Raw genomic sequence first — 19,854 nt, forward strand, 5'->3', positions numbered from 1 at the left:
CGCTCGCCGGGGTGCTCGGGCCGCTGCTCGCCGACCGCGCGCTCGGCAGCGTCCGCAGCGCCTCGGTGGTCGACGCCGCGACGGGCCGGGTCCTGTACGAGTCCGCGCCGGGCGAGGCCATGACCCCGGCCTCCACCATCAAGATCGCCACGGCGGTGGCGGCTCTGGCGGCCCTCGGCCCCGAGCACCGGATCCGGACCACCGTGACCCCCGCGGCCGAACCCGGCCGGATCGTCCTCGTCGGCGGCGGCGACCCCTCGCTCACCGCGAAGAAGAAGAGCCCCGCCGGATCCGGCGGCAGCCTCGTCGCCCTCGCCGCGGACACCGCGCAGGCCCTCAAGGCCGCCGGCACCGACACCGTCGCCCTCGGCTACGACGACTTCCTCTACCCCGGCGCCGTCCGCCACCCGATCGGCCGCAACGACAACATCGCCCCCGTCACCGCCCTCACGGCCGACGAGGGCCGCCCCGACGACTCCGTCTCCGGCCCCGTCGAACGCAGCGACGACCCCTCGGGGGACACCGCCCGCGCCTTCGCCGGCCTGCTGCGCGAACGCGGCATCAAGGTCACCGGCGAACCCGCCCGGGTCAACGCCCCCGCCGGCGCCCAACAGTTGGCCGCCACCCAATCCACCCCGGTCGCCGGCCTCGTCGAGCGGATGCTGACCCACAGCGACAACGACATCGCCGAAGCCCTCGCCCGCCAGACCGCCGTCGCCGCCGGCACGCCCGCGAGCTTCGAGGGCGCCGAGAAGGCCGTCTCCGACAAGCTGGCCTCCCTCGGCCTCGACGTGAGCGGCCACCGCTTCGCCGACGGCAGCGGCCTCAACCGCGCCGACAAGGTCAGCACCCGCCTCCTGACCGGACTCCTCGCCAAGGCCGCCGACCCCCGCCACCCCGAACTGAGACCGGTCCTCACCGGCCTCCCCGTCGCCGGATTCACCGGCACCCTGCGCTCCCGCAACGCCGGAACCTCCCCGGCCGCGGGCCTGCTGCGGGCCAAGACGGGCACCCTGACCGGCGTGAACTCCCTCGCGGGGACCGCCGTCGACCCCTCCGGGCGGCTGCTGGCCTTCGCCTTCCTCACCGCGGGCGCCCCCGACGGGCCCGCCGCCGAGAAGGGCCTCGACAAGCTCGCCGCCGCGGTGGCCACCACACCGTAGGGGGTCCGCTCCGGCGCAGGTCCACGTACGGTTTACGCATGACGAGCATCGGTGGTGCGGAGATGGTCGACTGGAACCTCGCGGTGGCGACCGCGACCCGGCTCGTGCGGCCGGGTCCCGAGGTCAGCCGCGAAGAGGCCCGGGCCGTGGTGGCGGAGCTGCGCCGGCACGCCAGGACCTCGGAACAGCACGTGCGCGACTTCACCCGGATGATGGCCGCCCTGCCCGACGGCGGGGCCTCCGTCCCCGACACGCCCGTCCTGGTCGTCGACCGGGCCGGATGGATCAAGGCCAACGTCGCCGGCTTCCGCGAACTGCTCGGCCCGCTCCTCGGCAAGATGCAGGAACGCCGCGGCGCCGCCCCCGGCGGCGCGGTCCTCGGAGCGGTCGGCGGCAAGGTCACCGGCGTCGAGCTGGGCATGCTGCTGAGCTTCCTGGCCTCCCGGGTCCTCGGCCAGTACGAGACCTTCGCGCCCGCCGGCCTCGACCTGCCGGGCTCCGCCGCGACGGGCGGCCGGCTGCTGCTCGTCGCCCCCAACATCGTGCACGTCGAGCGCGAGCTGGAGGTGAACCCGCACGACTTCCGGCTGTGGGTCTGCCTGCACGAGGAGACGCACCGTACCCAGTTCACGGCCGTCCCGTGGCTGCGGGCCCATCTGGAGGGCGAAATCCAGACGTTCCTCGGCGCCACCGAAATGGACCCCTCCACCGTCCTGGAACGGCTCCGCGAAGCCGTCCAGTCCTTCGCCGGCGCCCGCCCGGAAGCCGAACGCGGCGACGAGGGTCGGTCCCTCGTCGAGCTCGTCCAGACCCCCGAACAGCGCGAGGTGCTGGGCCGGCTCACCGCCGTCATGTCCCTGCTGGAGGGCCACGCCGACTTCGTCATGGACGGCGTCGGGCCCGAGGTCGTCCCCTCCGTCGCCGAGATCCGCGAGAAGTTCCAGCAGCGCAGGGCCAGTGGCGCGGGCCGCCTCGACGCCGCCCTGCGCAAGATCCTCGGGCTCGACGCCAAGCTGCGCCAGTACCGCGACGGCGAGCGGTTCGTCCGCGCCGTCGTCGGCCAGGTCGGCATGGACGGCTTCAACCGCGTGTGGACCTCACCCAACACGCTGCCCACCAAGACGGAGATCGCCAAGCCCGCCGACTGGGTGGCCCGGGTGCACGGCAGGGGGAGCGAAGGGAGCGAAGGAAGGTGACGCACGGGGCGTAAACATGTCCCACTGGGGGAAGCAGCGTCACCCGTCCGAGGGACCGTGGGCCGTGGAAGGGCGTGCGATGCTCGGGGAACGGCTCGGTTCTGTCACCATCGACGCACTCTGAGTGACAACCCGCAACTTCCGGGGGTTCCTCCGCGGCCATCCCGCCGCGGACGCCGGACAGCGGACCGGTCACCACCGAGCAGCACCCCTCGCACCACCCCAACGCCTCCGAGCATCCGAACTCCACGAAGGGCACCGGACATGGGTCCCCATCCTGCGGTCGCGGCGATACGCCTGGCGGTCCGCCGCGTACTCCACGACGTCCTCACCGACCTCACCGACCGTCCCGCCGACCGTCGCACCCCGGACGGCACCCCGCCACTCGTCCTCGTCGCCTGCTCCGGCGGCGCCGACTCCATGGCGCTCGCCTCCGCCCTCGCCTTCGAAGCCCCCAAGCTCGGCATCCGGGCCGGTGGCATCACCGTCGACCACGGCCTCCAGCCCGGCTCCGACCTGCGCGCCGCCGAGGTCGTCACCCGCATGACCGCACTCCGCCTCGACCCGGTGGAGTCCGTCGCCGTGCGCGTCGGCCGCGACGGCGGACCCGAGGCCGCCGCCCGCGACGCCCGCTACTCGGCGCTCGACGAGGCCGCCGACCGGCTCGGGGCCGCCGCCGTGCTGCTCGGCCACACCCGCGACGACCAGGCCGAAACCGTCCTGCTCGGCCTCGCCCGCGGCTCCGGCATCCGCTCCCTGTCAGGCATGGCGGAGGTCTCGGGAGGACCGGGCCGCACCAAGCGCTACCGCCGCCCCTTCCTCCAGATCGACCGACAGACCGCCCGCAAGGCCTGCATGGTCCAGTCCCTCCCCGTCTGGGACGACCCGCACAACATCGACCCCGCCTACACCCGCTCCCGGCTGCGCCACGAGGGACTGCCCGCCCTGGAGAAGGCGCTCGGCAAGGGAGTCGTCGAGGCGCTCGCCCGCACCGCGCAGCTCTCCCGGGACGACGCCGACGCCCTGGACGCCTGGGCCGCCGACGCGGAGACCGGCGTACGCGACGCGGACGGCCGCCTGGAGTGCGCGAAGCTGTACGCCCTGCCCCCGGCCGTCAGGCGCCGCGTGCTGCGCAGGGCCGTCGTCGCGGCCGGGTCCCCCGCGGGTTCGCTGTTCGCCCGCCACATCGAGGAAGTCGACCGCCTCATCACCGGATGGCGCGGTCAGGGCGCCATCAACCTGCCCGGCCGCGTCGAGGCCCAGCGGCAGGGTGGCAGACTTGTCATTCGGCAGGGCTGATTGGTGCTGAAACACGGCTGAGTCCTCCGGGGGCACCCCCGGAGCCCCGGCCGACAACGAAAGTGATGCGGGTGGACGAGAAGGACATGGGCAGCGACCTCCAGTCGGTGCTCATCACCAAGGAAGAGATCGACGCGAAGCTGGCCGAGCTGGCCGCGAAGATCGACGCGGAGTACGCGGGCAAGGACCTGCTCATCGTCGGTGTGCTCAAGGGCGCGGTGATGGTGATGGCGGACCTGGCGCGTGCCTTGTCCACCCCGCTCACCATGGACTGGATGGCGGTGTCGTCCTACGGCGCCGGGACCCAGTCCTCCGGCGTGGTGCGGATCCTCAAGGACCTGGACACCGACATCAAGGACAAGCACGTCCTGATCGTCGAGGACATCATCGACTCCGGTCTGACGCTGTCCTGGCTGCTGTCGAACCTGGGCTCGCGCCAGCCGGCCTCCCTGGAGGTCGTCACGCTGCTGCGCAAGCCCGACGCCGCGAAGGTCGCGATCGACGTGAAGTGGGTCGGCTTCGACATCCCGAACGAGTTCGTCGTCGGCTACGGCCTCGACTACGCGGAGAAGTACCGCAACCTGCCGTTCGTCGGCACGCTCGCCCCGCACGTCTACGGCGGCTGACACACCACCCCTGGCCGCGCCCGCCGCGCGGAACCCGCGGCCGACGCGTCCTCGCGTCCGCCGGCCGCGGGACCCGCTCCCGACAAGACCGCGGGGAAACCTGGGGAACCTCGGGGCGATTCCCGCCGTTGGAGCATGGGAAGGCGGGTCTGTCAGCCGTCCCACGAGGCCGCGGGTGACAATACAGGGGTACATTCCGAAGAACAGTCTTTACTCAGAGCAGCATTTACCTACGGGCAGGAGGGACGGGGCGCCTGGCGTCCCGTATGGATGGACGTGAAGCGATACTTCCGTGGGCCGGTCATGTGGATCGTGCTGGCCGTCCTCGCCGTGGTCGTGTTGATGAACGTCGTCGGCTCCGGCGGCGGCTACAAGTCGGTGGAGACCAGCGAGGTCATCAAGGCGATCAACAGTGGCCAGGTGGACAGCGCCAAGCTGACCACCGGCGACAGCCAGATGATCAAGATCGAGCTCAAGAAGGACCAGAAGCTCGGCAACAACGACGGCACCAAGTTCCAGGCCAACTACATCGGGGATCAGGGCGTTCAGCTCGCCCAGAACCTCCAGACCAAGTACGAAGCCGGTCAGATCCCTGACGGATACTCCGTCACCCCGGACAAGACCAGCCCGTTCCTGAGCGTGCTGCTCTCGCTCCTGCCCTTCGTCCTCATCGTCGTGGTCTTCCTGTTCCTGATGAACCAGATGCAGGGCGGCGGCTCCCGGGTCATGCAGTTCGGGAAGTCCAAGGCCAAGCTCATCACCAAGGACACCCCGAAGACGACGTTCGCCGATGTCGCGGGTTCGGACGAGGCCGTCGAGGAACTCCACGAGATCAAGGAGTTCCTCCAGGAGCCGGCGAAGTTCCAGGCCGTCGGCGCCAAGATCCCCAAGGGCGTGCTGCTCTACGGCCCGCCCGGCACCGGCAAGACCCTGCTGGCGCGCGCCGTCGCGGGCGAGGCCGGTGTGCCCTTCTACTCGATCTCCGGTTCCGACTTCGTCGAGATGTTCGTCGGTGTCGGCGCCTCGCGTGTCCGTGACCTGTTCGAGCAGGCCAAGGCCAACGCGCCGGCGATCGTCTTCGTCGACGAGATCGACGCCGTCGGCCGGCACCGCGGTGCGGGCCTCGGCGGCGGTCACGACGAGCGCGAGCAGACCCTCAACCAGCTGCTCGTCGAGATGGACGGCTTCGACGTCAAGGGCGGCGTCATCCTGATCGCCGCCACGAACCGTCCCGACATCCTCGACCCGGCGCTGCTGCGCCCGGGCCGTTTCGACCGGCAGATCGCGGTCGACCGCCCGGACATGCAGGGCCGTCTGGAGATCCTCAAGGTTCACCAGAAGGGCAAGCCGGTCGCCCCGGACGTCGACCTGGGCGCGGTTGCCCGGCGTACGCCCGGCTTCACCGGTGCCGATCTGTCGAACGTCCTGAACGAGGCGGCCCTGCTGACCGCCCGCTCGGACAAGAAGCTGATCGACAACCACGCCCTGGACGAGGCGATCGACCGCGTCGTGGCGGGTCCGCAGAAGCGGACCCGGATCATGTCGGACCGGGAAAAGAAGATCACCGCGTACCACGAGGGCGGACACGCCCTGGTCGCGGCGGCTTCCCCGAACTCCGACCCGGTCCACAAGATCACGATCCTGTCCCGCGGTCGGGCCCTGGGTTACACCATGGTCCTGCCCGACGAGGACAAGTACTCGACCACGCGCAACGAGATGCTCGACCAGCTGGCTTACATGCTGGGCGGGCGCGCGGCCGAGGAGCTGGTCTTCCACGACCCGACGACGGGCGCGGCGAACGACATCGAGAAGGCCACCGCCACGGCGCGGGCCATGGTCACGCAGTACGGCATGACCGAGCGTCTGGGTGCGATCAAGTTCGGTGGCGACAACACCGAGCCGTTCCTGGGCCGCGAGATGTCGCACCCGCGGGACTACTCGGAAGAGGTCGCGGCGCTGGTCGACGAAGAGGTCAAGAAGCTCATCGAGACCGCGCACAACGAGGCCTGGGAGATCCTGGTCGAGAACCGGGACGTCCTGGACAACCTGGTCCTCGCGCTGCTGGAGAAGGAGACGCTGAACAAGGAGCAGATCGCCGAGGTCTTCTCGACGATCGTGAAGCGTCCGGCCCGTCCCGCGTGGACCGGCTCCTCCCGTCGCACTCCCTCCACCCGTCCGCCGGTGCTCTCTCCCAAGGAGCTCCAGCTGACGAACGCCGCCAACGGCATCTCGGCGGCCACGCCGGCCGTGTCGGTGGAGAAGGCCCCGGAGCCCTCCCCGGAGGAGCGTCCGGAGGCCTGATCAGGCCCGGAATGGATGCCGCGCCCCCCAGGTTCTAGCCTGGGGGGCGCGGCACTTTCACGTGGCCGTGTGCGCACACAGGAACGAGGATGAGATGACCGACCCAGTGACCCTGACCGGTGGCGAGGGCACGATCGGCGAGTTCGACGAGAAGCGCGCCGAGGCGGCCGTCCGCGAGCTCCTGATAGCCGTCGGCGAGGACCCCGACCGCGAGGGCCTGCTGGAGACCCCGGCGCGCGTGGCGCGGGCGTACCGGGAGATCCTGGCGGGTCTGCGGCAGTCACCCGAGGAAGTGCTGACGACGACCTTCGACCTCGGCCACGACGAGATGGTCCTGGTCAAGGACATCGAGATCGTTTCGCTCTGTGAGCATCATCTGCTCCCGTTCCACGGTGTGGCGCACGTCGGCTACATTCCCGCCGAGTCCGGCAAGATCACCGGCCTGTCCAAGCTGGCCCGGCTGGTCGACGTCTTCGCCCGCCGCCCGCAGGTGCAGGAACGACTCACCACTCAGATAGCCGACTCGCTGATGCGGATACTCGACGCCCGCGGCGCCATCGTCGTCATCGAGGCCGAGCACATGTGCATGTCGGTGCGGGGCATCCGCAAGCCGGGCGCCAAGACCCTCACCTCGGCCGTGCGCGGCCAGCTCCGTGACCCCGCGACCCGCAGCGAGGCGATGAGCCTCATCGTGGCGCGCTGAGCGTGCCCCGGGGGGCCGCTCCCCGACGCCGAGGGCGCCCACGACGGTGAGCCGGGCGCTTCTGGCCGCCGCGGTGAGGGCAGGAGGCGGACGGGCGCGGGTAGTGGCCGCACGGCGGCCCCGGGGCCGCCTCTCAGGCCGTCCCTCCGGGCCTCAGGCCGTGGCCGGGGCCTTCCCCGGGTCCTCGTCCTCCGGGAGCTTCAGAACGTGCTCCAGGAAGAGGGCGGCAGCGATGACGGCGGCGCCCGCGAGGACGGAGCCGCCCGCGTACCAGGCCTGGTCGCGGCGGGCGGGCACGTCGAGGGCGTCGGTCAGCAGGAAGACCCCGACCCCGCCGTACATGCCGGCGACCAGCGCCGCGACGAGCGCGCTGGCCTGCCCGAAGACCACGGCGCGGGCCGCCATCAGCGGCTCCACGCCCTTGGCCCCCGGGCGGCGCTCGCGCTGGGCCTTGAGCCGGGAACGCATCGACAGGGCCGTGGCGAACAGGACGGCCGCGATGACGGCCAGCACGACCGGGGCGGCCAACGGCACGCCCGGCAGGCTCCCGTACGCGTTCCACAGCCGGGCGCCCGCCCAGGACAGGACCCCGGCGATCAGGAAGATGCCCGCCAGGACCGCCGGCCTCAGTTGCTTCACTTGCCCGTTCCCCACTCTCAGCCAGTAGCAGTGAACAGGCTAACGATTACTCCGGCAGGCGGAGTTCCAGGTCGGGGCGTGCCGTGACGCCGGTCAGGCCGATTTCGGCCAGGAGCGCGGCGACCGCGCCGATTCCGGGGAGCTGGGCCTCGGGGTCGATGTCGTGCCACGGGGCGAGCACGAAGGCCCGCTGGTGGGCCCGGGGGTGCGGGAGGGTGAGGACGGGGTCGTCGGATACCACGTCGGCGTAGGAGACGATGTCGACGTCGATGGTGCGGGGGCCCCAGCGCTCCTCGCGGACGCGGTCGAAGGCCTCTTCGATGGCCTGGCCGCGCTCCAGCAGCGAGGACGGCGGCAGGGTGGTCTTCACCGCGATGACCGCGTTGAAGTACGAGGGCTGCGAGCCGGGCTCGACGCCCCACGGCTCGGTCTCGTAGACGGGGGAGACGGCCTTGACCCGCAGGCCGGGGGTGTCGCCGAGGGCGTCGATGGCGCCCTGGAGGGTCTCCAGCCGGTTGCCGAGGTTCGCGCCGAGCGCGACGACGGCCCATTTGGGGTTGGACAGCGTCACGTCCGCCGCGTCGACGGCCTCGACGACGGACGCCGGTACGGGCTGGACGGTGGGGTCGCTCTGGGCGGTCATTCCGTTGTTCATGCGCGGCTCCGGGTGATCGTGATGGTCACGTCGTCGAAGGGGACGGTGATGGGTGCGTCCGGCTTGTGGACGACGACCTCCACCTGTGCCACCGCTTCGTGCTTGAGGCACTGCTGTGCGATCCGCTCGGCGAGGGTTTCGATCAGGTCGACGGGCTCGCCCTGCACCACGTCGACGACCTCCTCGGCGACCACGCCGTAGTGCACGGTCTTCGCCAGGTCGTCCCCGGCCGCGGCCGGGCGGGTGTCGAGGTGCAGTACGAGGTCGACGATGAAGGTCTGGCCCTCTTCGCGCTCCCGGGGGAAGACGCCGTGGTGCCCGCGAGCCTTGAGGCCGCGCAGCGCGACACGATCCACGCGAATCACTCCTGCTTTCGTAGGTGCTCCGGTCCCGGGACTCCCCGGGGCCATGGGCCTACGCCGAGTGCGGTCGGCGTCGTCCGCCTTCGAATTTACCTGCGACGGCGCTCGGCCCCCGCCCTTGGGGTCAGTCGGTGCCCTCTTCTTCCTCGTCATCGGAGTCCGTGAGCACCGGAGAACCGTGGTGGGACCAGAGGAGCCACCCCTGCGGTGTGCGTCGGAACACATTGGTGGCGACGACCAGCTGACCCACCAGCGGACCCAGCTCTCCGCCGTCCTCGGCGGGTCCGCCGCTCAGGATGTTCTCGGTGCACGTGACGAGGGCGGTGTCACCTATCAGCGCCACTTTGGTGTCGGTGAGGAAGAACTGGATGTACTCCGTGTGGGACATGATCAACGCGTACGAGCGCAGTACCTCGCCCCGACCCGAGAGCACCGGCCAGCCCGGGTGGACGCAGGAGATCTCGTCGTCGAGCCAGAGCGCCGACAGCGCGTCGAAGTCCCCCCGCTCCATGGCCTCGTAGAAGGCCGCGTTGGCCTCTTCGACCGCTTCGATGTCGGTACGGCTCACCGTGCCCCTTCCCAGTACGGCCGGCGGAGGTCCGTCCGGCGGATCACAGTGCCCCTTCCACGGCGCGGGCCACCCGAACCGCGTCCGCGGTCGCCCGTACCTCGTGCACCCGCACGGCCCAGGCGCCCTGGTGGGCGGCGATGGCCGAGACGGCGGCCGTGGCGGCGTCCCGCTCGCGGGCCGGCGGCGGGGCGGTGTCGGCGGCGCCGGCCAGGACCCGTCCGAGGAAACGCTTCCGCGAAGCGGCCACGAGCAGCGGGAAGCCGAGCGCGCGGAGCTCGGGGAGGCGGGCGACGAGGGCCAGGTCGTGCTCGGCGTTCTTCGCGAAGCCGAGGCCGGGGTCGACGACGATCCGCTCGGGGGCGATGCCGCCGGAGACGACGGCGTCGACGCGGGCGCGGAGTTCGGCGGTGACCTCGCCGAGGACGTCCTCGTAGACGGCGAGGCTGTTCATGCCCTCGCTGAAACCGCGCCAGTGCATGACCACGAAGGGGACCTCGGCGGCGGCGACGGCCGGGATCATGCCGGGGTCGGCGAGCCCGCCGCTGACGTCGTTGACCAGGACGGCGCCGGCCTCGACCGCCCGGGCGGCGACGGCCGCGCGCATGGTGTCGACGGAGACGGCGACGCCTTCGGAGGCGAGGCCGCGCACCACGGGGACGACCCGGCGCAGCTCCTCCTCCTCGTCGACGCGGGAGGCGCCGGGGCGGGTGGACTCGCCGCCGACGTCCACGAGGTCGGCGCCCTGCGCGACGAGGTCCAGGCCGCGCTTGACGGCCGCGGTGGTGTCGAACCAGCGGCCGCCGTCGGAGAAGGAGTCGGGGGTGACGTTGACGACGCCCATGACCCCGCAGCGGTCCCAGTCGGGCAGACCTGTCACCCGGCCCCTGGCAGCGGCTCCGCGGTTGTTGTTCATGGGTCCCAGGGTAGAGCCCGTGCCCCGGGAGGTCCCTCCACGGGAGCCGGGGGCCGTCCCCGCCCGGTGGCGCACGGCCCCCCGCCCGGTGGTGCACGGCCCCCCACCCGGGTGGTGCATGGCCCCCCCACCCGGGTGGGGGACGGAGAAGGGCCCGGCGGTGTTGCCGCCGGGCCCTTCGGTGCGTGCCGCGCCCGGTCGTGCGTCAGGCGGGCTGGACCTCGCGCTCCGCCTGGGCCGGAACCTTGGCGGAAGGGTGCTCGTGCGCGCAGGTGCGGACCGGCTTGGGGCGGCGGCGGGCGGCGAAGAGCCGGGGCAGGGCCAGCGTCACGAAGCCCTCGGCCTGCATCGCGGCGAAGCCGATGCGGGGCAGGTCGCGGGTCTGCCGGAAGACGACGAAGCGGGGCTCCCAGCGCGGGCGGAACTTCGCGTTGAACTTGTAGAGCGACTCGATCTGGAACCAGCGCGAGAGGAAGACGAGCAGTCCGCGCCACATGCGCAGGACCGGTCCGGCGCCGATCTTCTCGCCGCGGGCCAGGGCCGAGCGGAACATCGCGAAGTTCAGGGAGACCTTCTCGATCCGCAGCGCGGGAGCGGCTTCCAGGGAGGCCACGATCAGCAGCTCGTTCATACCGGGGTCGGCGGCACGGTCGCGGCGCATCAGCTCCAGCGACATGCCGTCCTTGCCCCACGGGACGAAGTGCAGGACGGCCTTCAGGTCGCCGAAGGGGCTGGTGTCGCCCTCCTCGACGCGGTGGGCGGTGGCGATGAAGCAGTCGCCGTCGCCCGGGTCGCCGACCCGGCCCAGCGCCATGGAGAAGCCGCGCTCGGTGTCGGTGCCGCGCCACGCCTCGGCGGCGCCGCGCACCTGCTCCAGCTCGATCTCGGTCAGCTCGCTGACCCGGCGGACCTTGGTGGTGTAGCCGTTGCGCTCGATGCGCTTCACCATTTGGCGGACGTTGCGCATGGCTCGGCCCGAGAGGGAGAAGTCTTTGACATCGACGATCGCCTCATCACCCAGCTCCAGGGCGTCCAGCCCCGTCTCGCGGGTCCAGACCTCGCCGCCGGTCTCGCTGCAACCCATGACGGCGGGGGTCCACGAGTGGGCCTTGGCCTCCTCCATGAACCGCTCGATGGCGCCGGGCCAGGCCTCGACGTCGCCGATGGGGTCGCCGGAGGCGAGCATCACGCCGGAGACGACCCGGTAGGTGACGGCCGCCTTGCCGCTGGGGGAGAAGACGACGGCCTTGTCGCGGCGGAGCGCGAAGTGGCCGAGGGAGTCGCGGCCGCCGTGCTTGGCGAGCAGCTCGCGCAGCTGCGTCTCGTCGTCGGCGGTGAGGCGTGCGGCCGGGTGCTCGGGGCGGAAGGCCAGGTAGATGGTGGTGAGGGCGGTCAGCATGCCGAGGGCGCCGAGCGAGTAGCCGACGGTCCAGGACACCCGACCGGCGTAGTCGACGGGGCCCTCGAAGCCGAAGAGCCCGTAGACGACGTGGGTGATCTGCTCGTACAGGCTCGGGCTGCCGACGACCTTGCCCGGGTGCACGTTGACGATGACCAGGCCGAGCCCGATGGAGCCGGCGCTCATGAGGACGAAGTTCGCGAGCGCCTTCCAGCGGCTGCGCGGGTCCGGCAGTGCCTTGAACTCACTTTGGTGGCGCAGCAGCAGTGCGAGGAGCACCGCGGCGATGACCACGCCGATCACGGAATGCCGGTACGTGAACTGCGCGACCGCGCCCGCGGGCAGCAGGATGGCGGTGGCCCGCCAGGCCCGCCGCTTGTGCCGCTTGAGGCCGTGGGCGAGCAGCAGGAGCAGCACGCCCGCGCTGATGGACATGGCCGCGGCGAAGGGGCCCAGCGAACCGGGCAGAACTTCGGTGACCGCGTGGATCCGGCTGTGCCGGAAGCGCGGGAAGACCCCCGCCGCGATGTCCAGAAGGCCGACGATCATGACGGCCGTACCTACGAGGCCGGGCACCGACTCCGGCCGTGGACCACGGAGGATTCGGCGGACCCTGCTCGGAACCTGTCCCGACTTATCGCCATCTATCCTGCTAGACATCGCTTCCCGTTGCTCCGCGAGAGATCATGTGGCCGAAGGCCGCGACAGCCTCCGGTGTGTGGTGCGTCCATTAGGACGACGGCGACGAGGAGCGGGTTCACTCTTCCGTCGGAAATTTCCGGTCCTGCCATCAGAAAGTCGACTGACTGCTCATGGGTCTCACCAGTAATACGGTTCTGGCGCTGGCCATCGTCGCCGGAGTGCTGCTGTTCGCGGCGACGGTGTGGTTCTGGCCGAAGCTGTCGAACCGCACCTGGCGCTCGGTCGCCGGCCGGATCGGTCTCCTCCTCGCGACCCAGCTGGCGCTGTTCTCGGCGATCGGGCTCGCGGCCAACAAGTCGTTCCTGTTCTACGGGTCCTGGGCCGACCTGTTCGGCCAGGAGACGTCCATCGGCAAGGTCGTCGACCACTCGATGAGCAGCAAGGACATCAAGGTCGTCGACAAGCAGAAGTTGGACGTGCCGGGCGGTGCCAAGCCCCAGGTCGGTGGTCAGATCCTGAAGGTTGCCATAACCGGGCAGAAGTCGAAGATAACGAGTCCCGGCTACGTGTGGCTCCCGCCCGAGTACTTCCAGCCACAGAACAAGGACCAGAACTTTCCCGCGTCGATCGTGCTGACCGGCTACCCGGGCACCGCCGAGAACCTGATCAAGGGGCTCGACTACCCGATGAAGGCCTTCAGCCTGTCGAAGGCGGGCAAGATGAAGCCGATGATCCTGGTCATGCTGCGGCCGACCATCGCGCCGCCGCGCGACACCGAGTGCGTGGACATACCCGGTGGACCGCAGACCGAGACCTTCTTCGCGCAGGACCTGCCGAAGGCCATCCAGGAGACCTTCCGGGTCGGTGACAAGCCGCAGAACATGGGCTTCATCGGCAACTCCACCGGTGGTTACTGCGCCCTGAAGATCGCCGCGCACTACCCGCAGACCTTCGGTGCCGCCGCCGGTCTGTCCGCCTACTACGACGCCCCGAACGACCCCACCACCGGTGACCTGTTCCAGGGCGACCAGAAGCTGAAGAAGCGTGCGGACGTGCTGCACACGATGGCCGGCAAGAAGCCGACGGGTACCTCGTTCCTCGTCACCAGCAGCGAGAAGGGCGAGCCGAACCTCGGTGACACCCGCAAGTTCATCAAGCTGGTCAAGGGACCGGACCGGGTGTCCTCGATCATCCTCGACAGCGGCGGCCACAACTTCAACACGTGGCGCCGCGAGATCCCGCCGATGCTCACGTGGATGAGCGGACGCATCCAGGCCTGAGGCGGGTGCTCGGCCACGGAACATGACGGAGGGGCCCGACCGGGGGAAGGTCGGGCCCCTCCGTCATGTCCGGTGCGCGTTCCCGTCCTTCACCGCGCCTCGTGGGGCCGGGACTCGCGCAGGGCCTGGTGGACCGCCTCCGGGGTGAGTACGCCGACCAGCGCGCCGGAGTCCGGATCCGTGACGCCGAGGCGGCCCGAGTCCTCCTGGAGCAGGGCGGAGAGGGCCTCGCGCAGGGACGCCCCGAGCGGTACGGAGGAGGCCGGGGCGGCGCCGTCGGCGGGGTCTAGGACGGCCTCCTCGACGGGGGTGACGGCGAGCCGGCGAAGGCCCCGGTCGGAGCCGACGAAGGAGGCCACGTACGGGGTGGCGGGGGCGGCGAGGACCGCGGCCGGGCGGGCGAACTGCTCGATGGTGCCCGTCCCGTACACCGCGATCCGGTCGCCGAGCCGGATGGCCTCGTCCAGGTCGTGGGTGACGAGGAGGATCGTCTTGCGGACGGTCCGTTGGAGCGTCAGGAACTCGTTCTGCAGCCGTTCGCGCACCACCGGGTCCACCGCGCCGAACGGCTCGTCCATCAACAGCACCGGCGGATCGGCGGCGAGGGCGCGGGCCACGCCGACCCGCTGGCGCTGCCCGCCCGACAGCTGCTCCGGGTACCGGCTCCCGTGGACGGAGGGGTCGAGTCCGACGAGTTCGAGGAGTTCGGCGGCGCGCGCCCGGGCCTTGGCCTTCGGGGTGCCGATCAGCTGGGGGACCGTCGCCGTGTTCTCCAGCACCGTCTTGTGCGGGAACAGGCCGACCTGCTGGATGACGTAGCCGATGCGGCGGCGCAGCTCGACCGGGTCGGCGGCGGCGATGTCCTCGCCGCCGAGCAGTATCCGGCCGGAAGTCGGCTCGATCAGTCGGTTCACCATCTTCATGGTGGTCGTCTTGCCGCAGCCGGACGGGCCCACGAGGGTGACCAGCTCGCCCTCCGCGACCTCGAAGGACAGGTCCTCCACGGCCGTCGTCCCGTCGGGGTAGCGCTTGGTCACGTGCTCGAATCGGATCACCCGACCATCCTCGCGCACCCGGCACGGGGGTTTGGCGAAGCGATTGTCAGGAGAGTGTTGCGGGACTGCGAAGCTTTCAGGCCATTGTGGGCGCCGGGGGTTATGGTCGCTCCTGGATTGTCGGCCGGTTTGTGGGACATACGTTCGGTGAGGGGGGTGAGGAGGGATGGCCGAACAGAGCTGCCTCGTGGCGAACGACTGGCTGTGTTGGGAGTACGTCACCTCCCGCTCGCAGGAACTCACCGACGCCACCGTAGAACACGTCTGGATCACCGCCGTCTCGGTCCTGATCGGGATCGCCGTGTCCGTGCCGCTGGCGCTGCTGGCCCGCCGCGGCCGGCGTTGGGCGGCGCCCGTGCTCGGTCTGACCACCCTGCTCTACACGATCCCCTCACTCGCCATGTTCTCGTTGCTGCTGCCGCTCTTCGGGCTCTCGGCGGCGCTCGTGGTGACCGGCCTCGTGCTGTACTCGCTGACCATCCTGGTCCGCAACGTGATGGCCGGTCTGGAAGCCGTTCCCGGGGACGTACGGGAAGCCGCGCGCGGCATGGGTTACGGCCCGGCGCGCCTGCTGTGGCAGGTCGAACTGCCGCTGGCCCTGCCCGCCCTGCTCGCCGGGGTGCGGATCGCGACCGTCTCGACTGTGGCGCTGACCACCGTCGGCTCGATCGTCGGCAAGGGCGGCCTCGGCAACCTGATCGCGCCCGCCGTCAACAGCTCCTTCAAGGCCCAGGTGCTCACCGCCTCCGTGCTGTGCGTGCTGCTGGCGCTGGTCGCCGACCTGCTGCTGCTCGGCGTGCAGCGGCTGCTGACGCCGTGGACCCGCGTCGGCCGCACGTCGCGGACCTTCCGAGGCTCCCGTACCGGCCGGTCCGCCCGGCCGGTGTCCGTGAAGGGGGCCTGAGGCCGTGGGAGTGCTGGCAGGAGCCTGGGACTGGCTGGCCGACGGCGCCAACTGGGCCGGGGAGAACGGCGTCTGGCACCGGCTCGGCGAGCACGTCTACGTCAGTGGCATCGCGCTCGCCGTCGCCTGCGCGGTGGCCCTGCCCATCGGCCTGTGGCTCGGCCACATCGGCAAGGGCGGCGCCCTCGCCGTGAACGTCTCCAACGCGGGGCGGGCGATCCCGGTCTTCGCGGTACTGGCCCTGTTCATGGTCTCGCCGCTGCGCAGCGCCGGATACCTGCCGACCATCGTCGCGCTGGTCCTCTTCGCGATCCCGCCGCTGCTGACCAACGCCTACGTCGGCATGCGCGAGGTGGACCGGTCGGTGGTCGAGGCCGCCCGCGGCATGGGCATGTCCGGCCGCCAGTTGTTCCTGCGGGTGGAACTCCCGCTCGCGCGGGACCTGGTGATGACGGGACTGCGCTCGGGCGCCGTCCAGGTCATCGCCACCGCCACGATCGCCGCGATGGTCGGGCAGGGCGGCCTCGGCCGGATCATCACCGCCGGCTTCAACACGTACAACACGCCGCAGGTCGTCGCGGGGGCCGTACTGGTCGCCCTGCTGGCCCTGCTGGTGGAGGGCGCGCTGATCGCCGCGGACAGGCTGCTGCTGCGCCGTCCGGCGATCTCGCGCTGATCCGGGCCGTGTCGGTGCGCCGCGCGACCCGGACCCCCGTCCGTCCGAACGTTTCCCCTGAAGGAGCTTTGATGATCAAGTCCACGCGCATCCTCGGCGCGACCCTGGGCGCGGTGGCCCTGACCGTTTCGCTCACCGCGTGCGGCGGCGACAGCCTGGAGAAGGCCAAGGACGGCGGACCCTCCGCCCCCGCGTCCTCCTCCGCCGGCGGGGCCAAGGGGAAGCTGGTCATCGGCGCGGCCGGGTTCACCGAGTCCAACGTGCTGGCCGAGCTGTACGCGCAACTCCTCAAGGACGCGGGCTACGGCACCTCGATCACCACGGTCAACAACCGTGAGCTGTACGAGCCGTCGCTGGAGAAGGGCGAGATAGACGTCGTCCCGGAGTACGCGGCCACCCTCGCGGAGTTCCTGAACGCCAAGGTGAACGGCCCGGACGCGCCGAAGGACAAGCCTGTCGCCTCCAGCGACGCGGCCGCCACGGTCGCGGCCCTGGAGAAGCTCGCGGCGCCGCTGGGCCTGAAGGCCCTGCCGGCCGGCGAGGCGGTCGATCAGAACGCCTTCGCGGTCAGCAAGGAATTCGCGCAGAAGAACAACCTGAAGAGCCTTTCCGACCTCGGCCGGTCCGGAATCAAGGTGAAGATCGCCGCGGGTGACGAATGCGCCGTCCGCCCCTTCTGCGCACCGGGGTTGGAGAAGACATACGGAATCTCCGTCGCGGGCATCGACCCCAAGGGCGTCGGCACCCCGCAGGCCAAGCAGGCCGTCAAGGACGGCGTCGACCAGCTGGTGCTGACCACCACCACCGACGCCACCCTCGACAACTTCGGCCTGGTCCTGCTGGAGGACGACAAGAAGCTCCAGAACGCCGACAACGTCCTGCCGGTCGTCAACGCCAAGGACGCGGGCTCCCCGGAGGTCGCGGACGCCCTCGGCAAGCTCACGAAGGCGCTCACCACCGCCGACCTCGTCGAGCTGAACCGGAAGGTGGACGCGGAGCGGGCGAAGCCGGCGGACGTCGCGAAGGCCTACCTGGAGTCCAAGGGACTCCTCAAGAAGTAACAGTTACCTCGTTGATGGGAAATTGTGGGGCAGCCGCCCGGTAAGAGTTTGCCGGGCGGGTATCCCACCGACCGCCCACGCCCTGTAAATTTCTGGCCATGCCCCGTGGACGCCACCGCAATCCCGAGCCCCTGCACCGACTCCTCACGCCGACGGCCGTCGCCGGGGTTTCCGTCGCCAGCGCCGGCGCGGCCTGGCTCCTCGCGGAACCCCTCGCGCTACGCCTGCTCGTGGCCCTCACCGCGGTCGCCGGTGTGGGCGGCGCCGTCCTCATGCGCTCCTGGGACCGGGCCGCCGGCCGCCGGGTCGCGGAACTGGCCCGGGAACGGGTCAAGGACGAGTGGAGGACGGAGGAGCGGATAGCCGAGCTCGAATCCGATCTGGAGGAGGCGCGCGTCCTGCGCGCCAAGCTCGACACGAAGCTCCGCGCCAAGCGCGTCGAACTCGCGGGCCTGCGCGGCGAACACGCCGCCCTGCTGCGCCGGTACGCGACCGCCGAGACCGAGCGCGCCGGCGCCCTGGAGAAGCGCCGGCTGCTGGCGATCGAGGCCGCCACCGCCTCGGCCGCCGGGGTCAAGGAACTGCCCGCCGTGTCCGAGGAGCGCACCAGCAGCGGCGCGCCCACCCCGGTCGGCTACGCCCGCGCCCACGCGGCGATGGCCGCCCTGGTGCGCCGTGCGCAGCAGGGCCCGTCGGGCCCGTCCGGGCCGTCGAACCCCTCCGGCCCGTCCGGCCCGCCCGGGGGCAAGGCTCCCGCCGCCGCCGCCGAGCCGGTCGCCACCGACCACTCCCGCCCGGCCGCCTCCCCGGCACCGGCGTCGGCATCGGTCCCGCTCCCGGCGCGCAGGCCGGCCGCCACGATGGCCCCGTACTCGGCCGCGCGCCGTTCCGCCTCGCGCGTCGAGGGCGGCTTCGACTTCTTCGGTACCAAGACCGCCGCGCAGGCCCGCGCCGTCATCGAGTCCGTGCAGAACGAGGACCTGGCCGACGTGGTCGGCGCCGAGGCCCTCGCCGTGCACAAGGCGGAGTCCGTACGCACCGACGCCGGCCCGGAGTTCAAGCCGGTCACCGCCGAGCAGCGCGCGGTGGGCCAGGTCATCGACCTCACGGCCCACGACGAGACCGAGCCGATCGACGTGGCCCTGCTGCGCACGGCGATCTCCTAGTCCGTCCCTTTCGGATCCTGCCCGGTCCGTCTCACCGGAGCGAGTCGAACCAGCGGACGGACTGCGGGGCCGAGCGGAGCGCCGTGGCGGTGTGGTCGGCGTCGGCCCCCTGGTCGACGAGCTTCGCCCGGACCCCGTGGCCGGCCAGGTCCCGCGCGCAGGAACGGGCGTTGGCGATCGGCACGTCGGTGTCGCCGGAGCCCGCGTAGAGGCGTACGGGCGCGGCCGGCTTCCAGTCGCAGAAGCCGTCGTTGGCGGCGAGGACCTCGCGCAGCGCCCCGCGCGGGGCGCGGACGTTCTCGGCCCACTCCGGGGTGAGCAGCTCCTGCGGGGTCGCGGGCAGCGCGGCGGCGATCTCCTCCGGCCGGTGGCTGCCGTCGAACAGGCCCTCGACGGCCTGCGCGTAGGGCGCCCGGAAGACCTCGGCGGGGTCCGCGTAGAGCGGGTGGAGCCGGTTCTGCGCGGTGAGGAAGTAGGAGAGGTAGAAGACGGCGGTGGCCGGGGCGACGCGGCCGTCCGCGATGCCGGGCATCTCGGCGCCGAGCAGGTCGTGCGGACCGGCGATCGGGGCGAGGGCGCGCAGCCGGAAGCCGTCGCGGCCGCGGGAGAGTTCGCGACCCAGCGCCATCGCGACCTGGCCGCCCTGGGAGAAGCCGGTGGCGTACACGTCCCGGGTGAGGGGGCGGCCCAGCCGGTCGGCGGCGGTGCGGGAGGCCTTCAGCATGTCGAGGGACGCGGTGACGGACGAGCGGGTGTCCATGTACGGGTGGCTGCCGGGGCCGCCGCCCAGACCCAGGTAGTCCGGGGCGGCGACGGCGCGGCCCGCGGAGGCGTGCAGGTACGGGATGAGCCGGTTGTACCCGGTGGCGCCGGACGGTGCCTGATCGCGGGTGGGGACGGTTCCGTGGGTGTCGGAGACCAGGTCGAGGCGGTGCGGGCCGCCGCGCGGCAGGACGAGGAGCCCGGTGGCGGTCGTGGGGCGGCCCCGGGGGTCGACGGTGGCGTAGGTGAGCCGGTGGGCGTCGACGCCGTGCCGGACGGTCCCGGCGTCCATCCCGAATCCGGTGAGCTCGGCGGCGACCTGCGCGCGGTCGAGGCCGCCGAGCGGGACGACGGAGATCAGGGTGCCGCGGGCGGCCGCCCGGTCGCCGGCGGTCGGGGAGTCCGTCGCCGCGGTGGAGATCGGAACATCACACGTCTGAACAACAGTCACATTTGACAATCTCGTTTTGCGGCTTTTGGT

At 71.5% G+C, this 19,854-nt stretch carries 19 protein-coding genes; 11 read left to right on the top strand and 8 right to left on the bottom strand.

Annotation, left to right across the window (positions count from 1 at the left end):
• The 6 genes from dacB to folE form a co-directional block, all read left to right on the top strand.
• Positions 1-1,163 (top strand): D-alanyl-D-alanine carboxypeptidase/D-alanyl-D-alanine-endopeptidase (dacB, locus tag NOD94_RS32370; protein WP_281209745.1); only part of this gene is annotated, 1,163 nt, incomplete at its 5' end.
• Between the two features lie 38 nt (positions 1,164-1,201).
• Complete coding sequence (locus NOD94_RS32375) at positions 1,202-2,359, top strand: zinc-dependent metalloprotease (RefSeq protein WP_281209746.1); 1,158 nt, start codon at positions 1,202-1,204, stop codon at positions 2,357-2,359.
• A gap of 264 nt (positions 2,360-2,623) precedes the next feature.
• The gene (gene tilS / locus NOD94_RS32380) at positions 2,624-3,658 is read left to right on the top strand and encodes a tRNA lysidine(34) synthetase TilS (protein WP_281209747.1); all 1,035 of its coding nucleotides are present in this window, start codon (positions 2,624-2,626) and stop codon (positions 3,656-3,658) included.
• 65 nt (positions 3,659-3,723) lie between these two features.
• Entirely contained in the window at positions 3,724-4,284 is a 561-nt protein-coding gene (hpt, locus tag NOD94_RS32385) for a hypoxanthine phosphoribosyltransferase (protein ID WP_030158549.1), read from the top strand.
• Positions 4,285-4,554: 270 nt separating this feature from the next.
• Positions 4,555-6,585 (top strand): ATP-dependent zinc metalloprotease FtsH, encoded by a 2,031-nt coding sequence (ftsH, locus tag NOD94_RS32390; protein ID WP_281209748.1) that lies wholly within the window; start codon positions 4,555-4,557, stop codon positions 6,583-6,585.
• 94 nt (positions 6,586-6,679) lie between these two features.
• Positions 6,680-7,288, top strand: coding sequence for a GTP cyclohydrolase I FolE (gene folE / locus NOD94_RS32395; protein ID WP_281209749.1), 609 nt, complete (start codon positions 6,680-6,682; stop codon positions 7,286-7,288).
• A gap of 153 nt (positions 7,289-7,441) precedes the next feature.
• On the opposite strand, the gene NOD94_RS32400 is transcribed toward folE, so the two are convergent.
• The 6 genes from NOD94_RS32400 to NOD94_RS32425 form a co-directional block, all read right to left on the bottom strand.
• Positions 7,442-7,927 carry a DUF3180 domain-containing protein gene (locus NOD94_RS32400; protein WP_281209750.1) on the bottom strand — a complete coding sequence of 162 codons (486 nt, stop codon included), beginning with the start codon at positions 7,925-7,927 and terminating at the stop codon, positions 7,442-7,444.
• 46 nt (positions 7,928-7,973) lie between these two features.
• Positions 7,974-8,570, bottom strand: a complete 597-nt coding sequence (gene folK / locus NOD94_RS32405; RefSeq protein ID WP_281209760.1) for a 2-amino-4-hydroxy-6-hydroxymethyldihydropteridine diphosphokinase — start codon at positions 8,568-8,570, stop codon at positions 7,974-7,976.
• Positions 8,571-8,578: 8 nt separating this feature from the next.
• Complete coding sequence (gene folB / locus NOD94_RS32410) at positions 8,579-8,938, bottom strand: dihydroneopterin aldolase (protein WP_030010912.1); 360 nt, start codon at positions 8,936-8,938, stop codon at positions 8,579-8,581.
• A 130-nt stretch (positions 8,939-9,068) separates the two neighbouring features.
• On the bottom strand, positions 9,069-9,512 hold the full coding sequence (locus NOD94_RS32415; protein WP_281209751.1) for a nuclear transport factor 2 family protein: 444 nt from the start codon (positions 9,510-9,512) through the stop codon (positions 9,069-9,071).
• A gap of 43 nt (positions 9,513-9,555) precedes the next feature.
• Positions 9,556-10,428, bottom strand: a complete 873-nt coding sequence (folP, locus tag NOD94_RS32420; protein ID WP_281209752.1) for a dihydropteroate synthase — start codon at positions 10,426-10,428, stop codon at positions 9,556-9,558.
• Between the two features lie 205 nt (positions 10,429-10,633).
• Positions 10,634-12,487, bottom strand: coding sequence for a phosphatidylglycerol lysyltransferase domain-containing protein (locus NOD94_RS32425; RefSeq protein ID WP_281209753.1), 1,854 nt, complete (start codon positions 12,485-12,487; stop codon positions 10,634-10,636).
• A gap of 152 nt (positions 12,488-12,639) precedes the next feature.
• Between NOD94_RS32425 and NOD94_RS32430 the strand changes: the two genes are divergently transcribed.
• Positions 12,640-13,749, top strand: coding sequence for an alpha/beta hydrolase-fold protein (locus NOD94_RS32430; protein ID WP_281209754.1), 1,110 nt, complete (start codon positions 12,640-12,642; stop codon positions 13,747-13,749).
• Between the two features lie 89 nt (positions 13,750-13,838).
• On the opposite strand, the gene NOD94_RS32435 is transcribed toward NOD94_RS32430, so the two are convergent.
• Positions 13,839-14,804 carry an ABC transporter ATP-binding protein gene (locus tag NOD94_RS32435; RefSeq protein ID WP_281209755.1) on the bottom strand — a complete coding sequence of 322 codons (966 nt, stop codon included), beginning with the start codon at positions 14,802-14,804 and terminating at the stop codon, positions 13,839-13,841.
• A 166-nt stretch (positions 14,805-14,970) separates the two neighbouring features.
• On the opposite strand from NOD94_RS32435, the gene NOD94_RS32440 reads away from it, so the two are divergent.
• The 4 genes from NOD94_RS32440 (at position 14,971) to NOD94_RS32455 (ending at position 18,611) form a co-directional block, all read left to right on the top strand.
• Positions 14,971-15,708 carry an ABC transporter permease gene (locus NOD94_RS32440; protein WP_281209756.1) on the top strand — a complete coding sequence of 246 codons (738 nt, stop codon included), beginning with the start codon at positions 14,971-14,973 and terminating at the stop codon, positions 15,706-15,708.
• 4 nt (positions 15,709-15,712) lie between these two features.
• The gene (locus tag NOD94_RS32445) at positions 15,713-16,384 is read left to right on the top strand and encodes an ABC transporter permease (RefSeq protein ID WP_281209757.1); all 672 of its coding nucleotides are present in this window, start codon (positions 15,713-15,715) and stop codon (positions 16,382-16,384) included.
• Positions 16,385-16,455: 71 nt separating this feature from the next.
• On the top strand, positions 16,456-17,445 hold the full coding sequence (locus tag NOD94_RS32450; protein WP_281209758.1) for an ABC transporter substrate-binding protein: 990 nt from the start codon (positions 16,456-16,458) through the stop codon (positions 17,443-17,445).
• A gap of 98 nt (positions 17,446-17,543) precedes the next feature.
• Positions 17,544-18,611, top strand: coding sequence for a hypothetical protein (locus NOD94_RS32455; protein ID WP_281209759.1), 1,068 nt, complete (start codon positions 17,544-17,546; stop codon positions 18,609-18,611).
• A gap of 31 nt (positions 18,612-18,642) precedes the next feature.
• On the opposite strand, the gene NOD94_RS32460 is transcribed toward NOD94_RS32455, so the two are convergent.
• The gene (locus NOD94_RS32460) at positions 18,643-19,794 is read right to left on the bottom strand and encodes an alpha/beta hydrolase (protein WP_281209761.1); all 1,152 of its coding nucleotides are present in this window, start codon (positions 19,792-19,794) and stop codon (positions 18,643-18,645) included.
• Positions 19,795-19,854: the final 60 nt, after the last annotated feature.

Origin of the sequence: Streptomyces sp. Isolate_45 (assembly GCF_024721315.2) — a bacterium.
In the GTDB taxonomy this organism is placed as follows: Bacteria; Actinomycetota; Actinomycetes; order Streptomycetales; family Streptomycetaceae; genus Streptomyces.

Excerpts from the sequence above, each read along its gene's own strand:
- NOD94_RS32375 (WP_281209746.1), top strand. The coding sequence starts at position 1,202 with ATGACGAGCATCGGTGGTGCGGAGATGGTCGACTGGAACCTCGCGGTG.
- tilS (WP_281209747.1), top strand. The coding sequence starts at position 2,624 with ATGGGTCCCCATCCTGCGGTCGCGGCGATACGCCTGGCGGTCCGCCGC.
- hpt (WP_030158549.1), top strand. The coding sequence starts at position 3,724 with ATGCGGGTGGACGAGAAGGACATGGGCAGCGACCTCCAGTCGGTGCTC.
- ftsH (WP_281209748.1), top strand. The coding sequence starts at position 4,555 with ATGGACGTGAAGCGATACTTCCGTGGGCCGGTCATGTGGATCGTGCTG.
- folE (WP_281209749.1), top strand. The coding sequence starts at position 6,680 with ATGACCGACCCAGTGACCCTGACCGGTGGCGAGGGCACGATCGGCGAG.
- folK (WP_281209760.1), bottom strand. The coding sequence starts at position 8,570 with ATGACCGCCCAGAGCGACCCCACCGTCCAGCCCGTACCGGCGTCCGTC.
- folP (WP_281209752.1), bottom strand. The coding sequence starts at position 10,428 with ATGAACAACAACCGCGGAGCCGCTGCCAGGGGCCGGGTGACAGGTCTG.
- NOD94_RS32425 (WP_281209753.1), bottom strand. The coding sequence starts at position 12,487 with ATGTCTAGCAGGATAGATGGCGATAAGTCGGGACAGGTTCCGAGCAGG.
- NOD94_RS32430 (WP_281209754.1), top strand. The coding sequence starts at position 12,640 with ATGGGTCTCACCAGTAATACGGTTCTGGCGCTGGCCATCGTCGCCGGA.
- NOD94_RS32440 (WP_281209756.1), top strand. The coding sequence starts at position 14,971 with ATGGCCGAACAGAGCTGCCTCGTGGCGAACGACTGGCTGTGTTGGGAG.
- NOD94_RS32450 (WP_281209758.1), top strand. The coding sequence starts at position 16,456 with ATGATCAAGTCCACGCGCATCCTCGGCGCGACCCTGGGCGCGGTGGCC.
- NOD94_RS32455 (WP_281209759.1), top strand. The coding sequence starts at position 17,544 with ATGCCCCGTGGACGCCACCGCAATCCCGAGCCCCTGCACCGACTCCTC.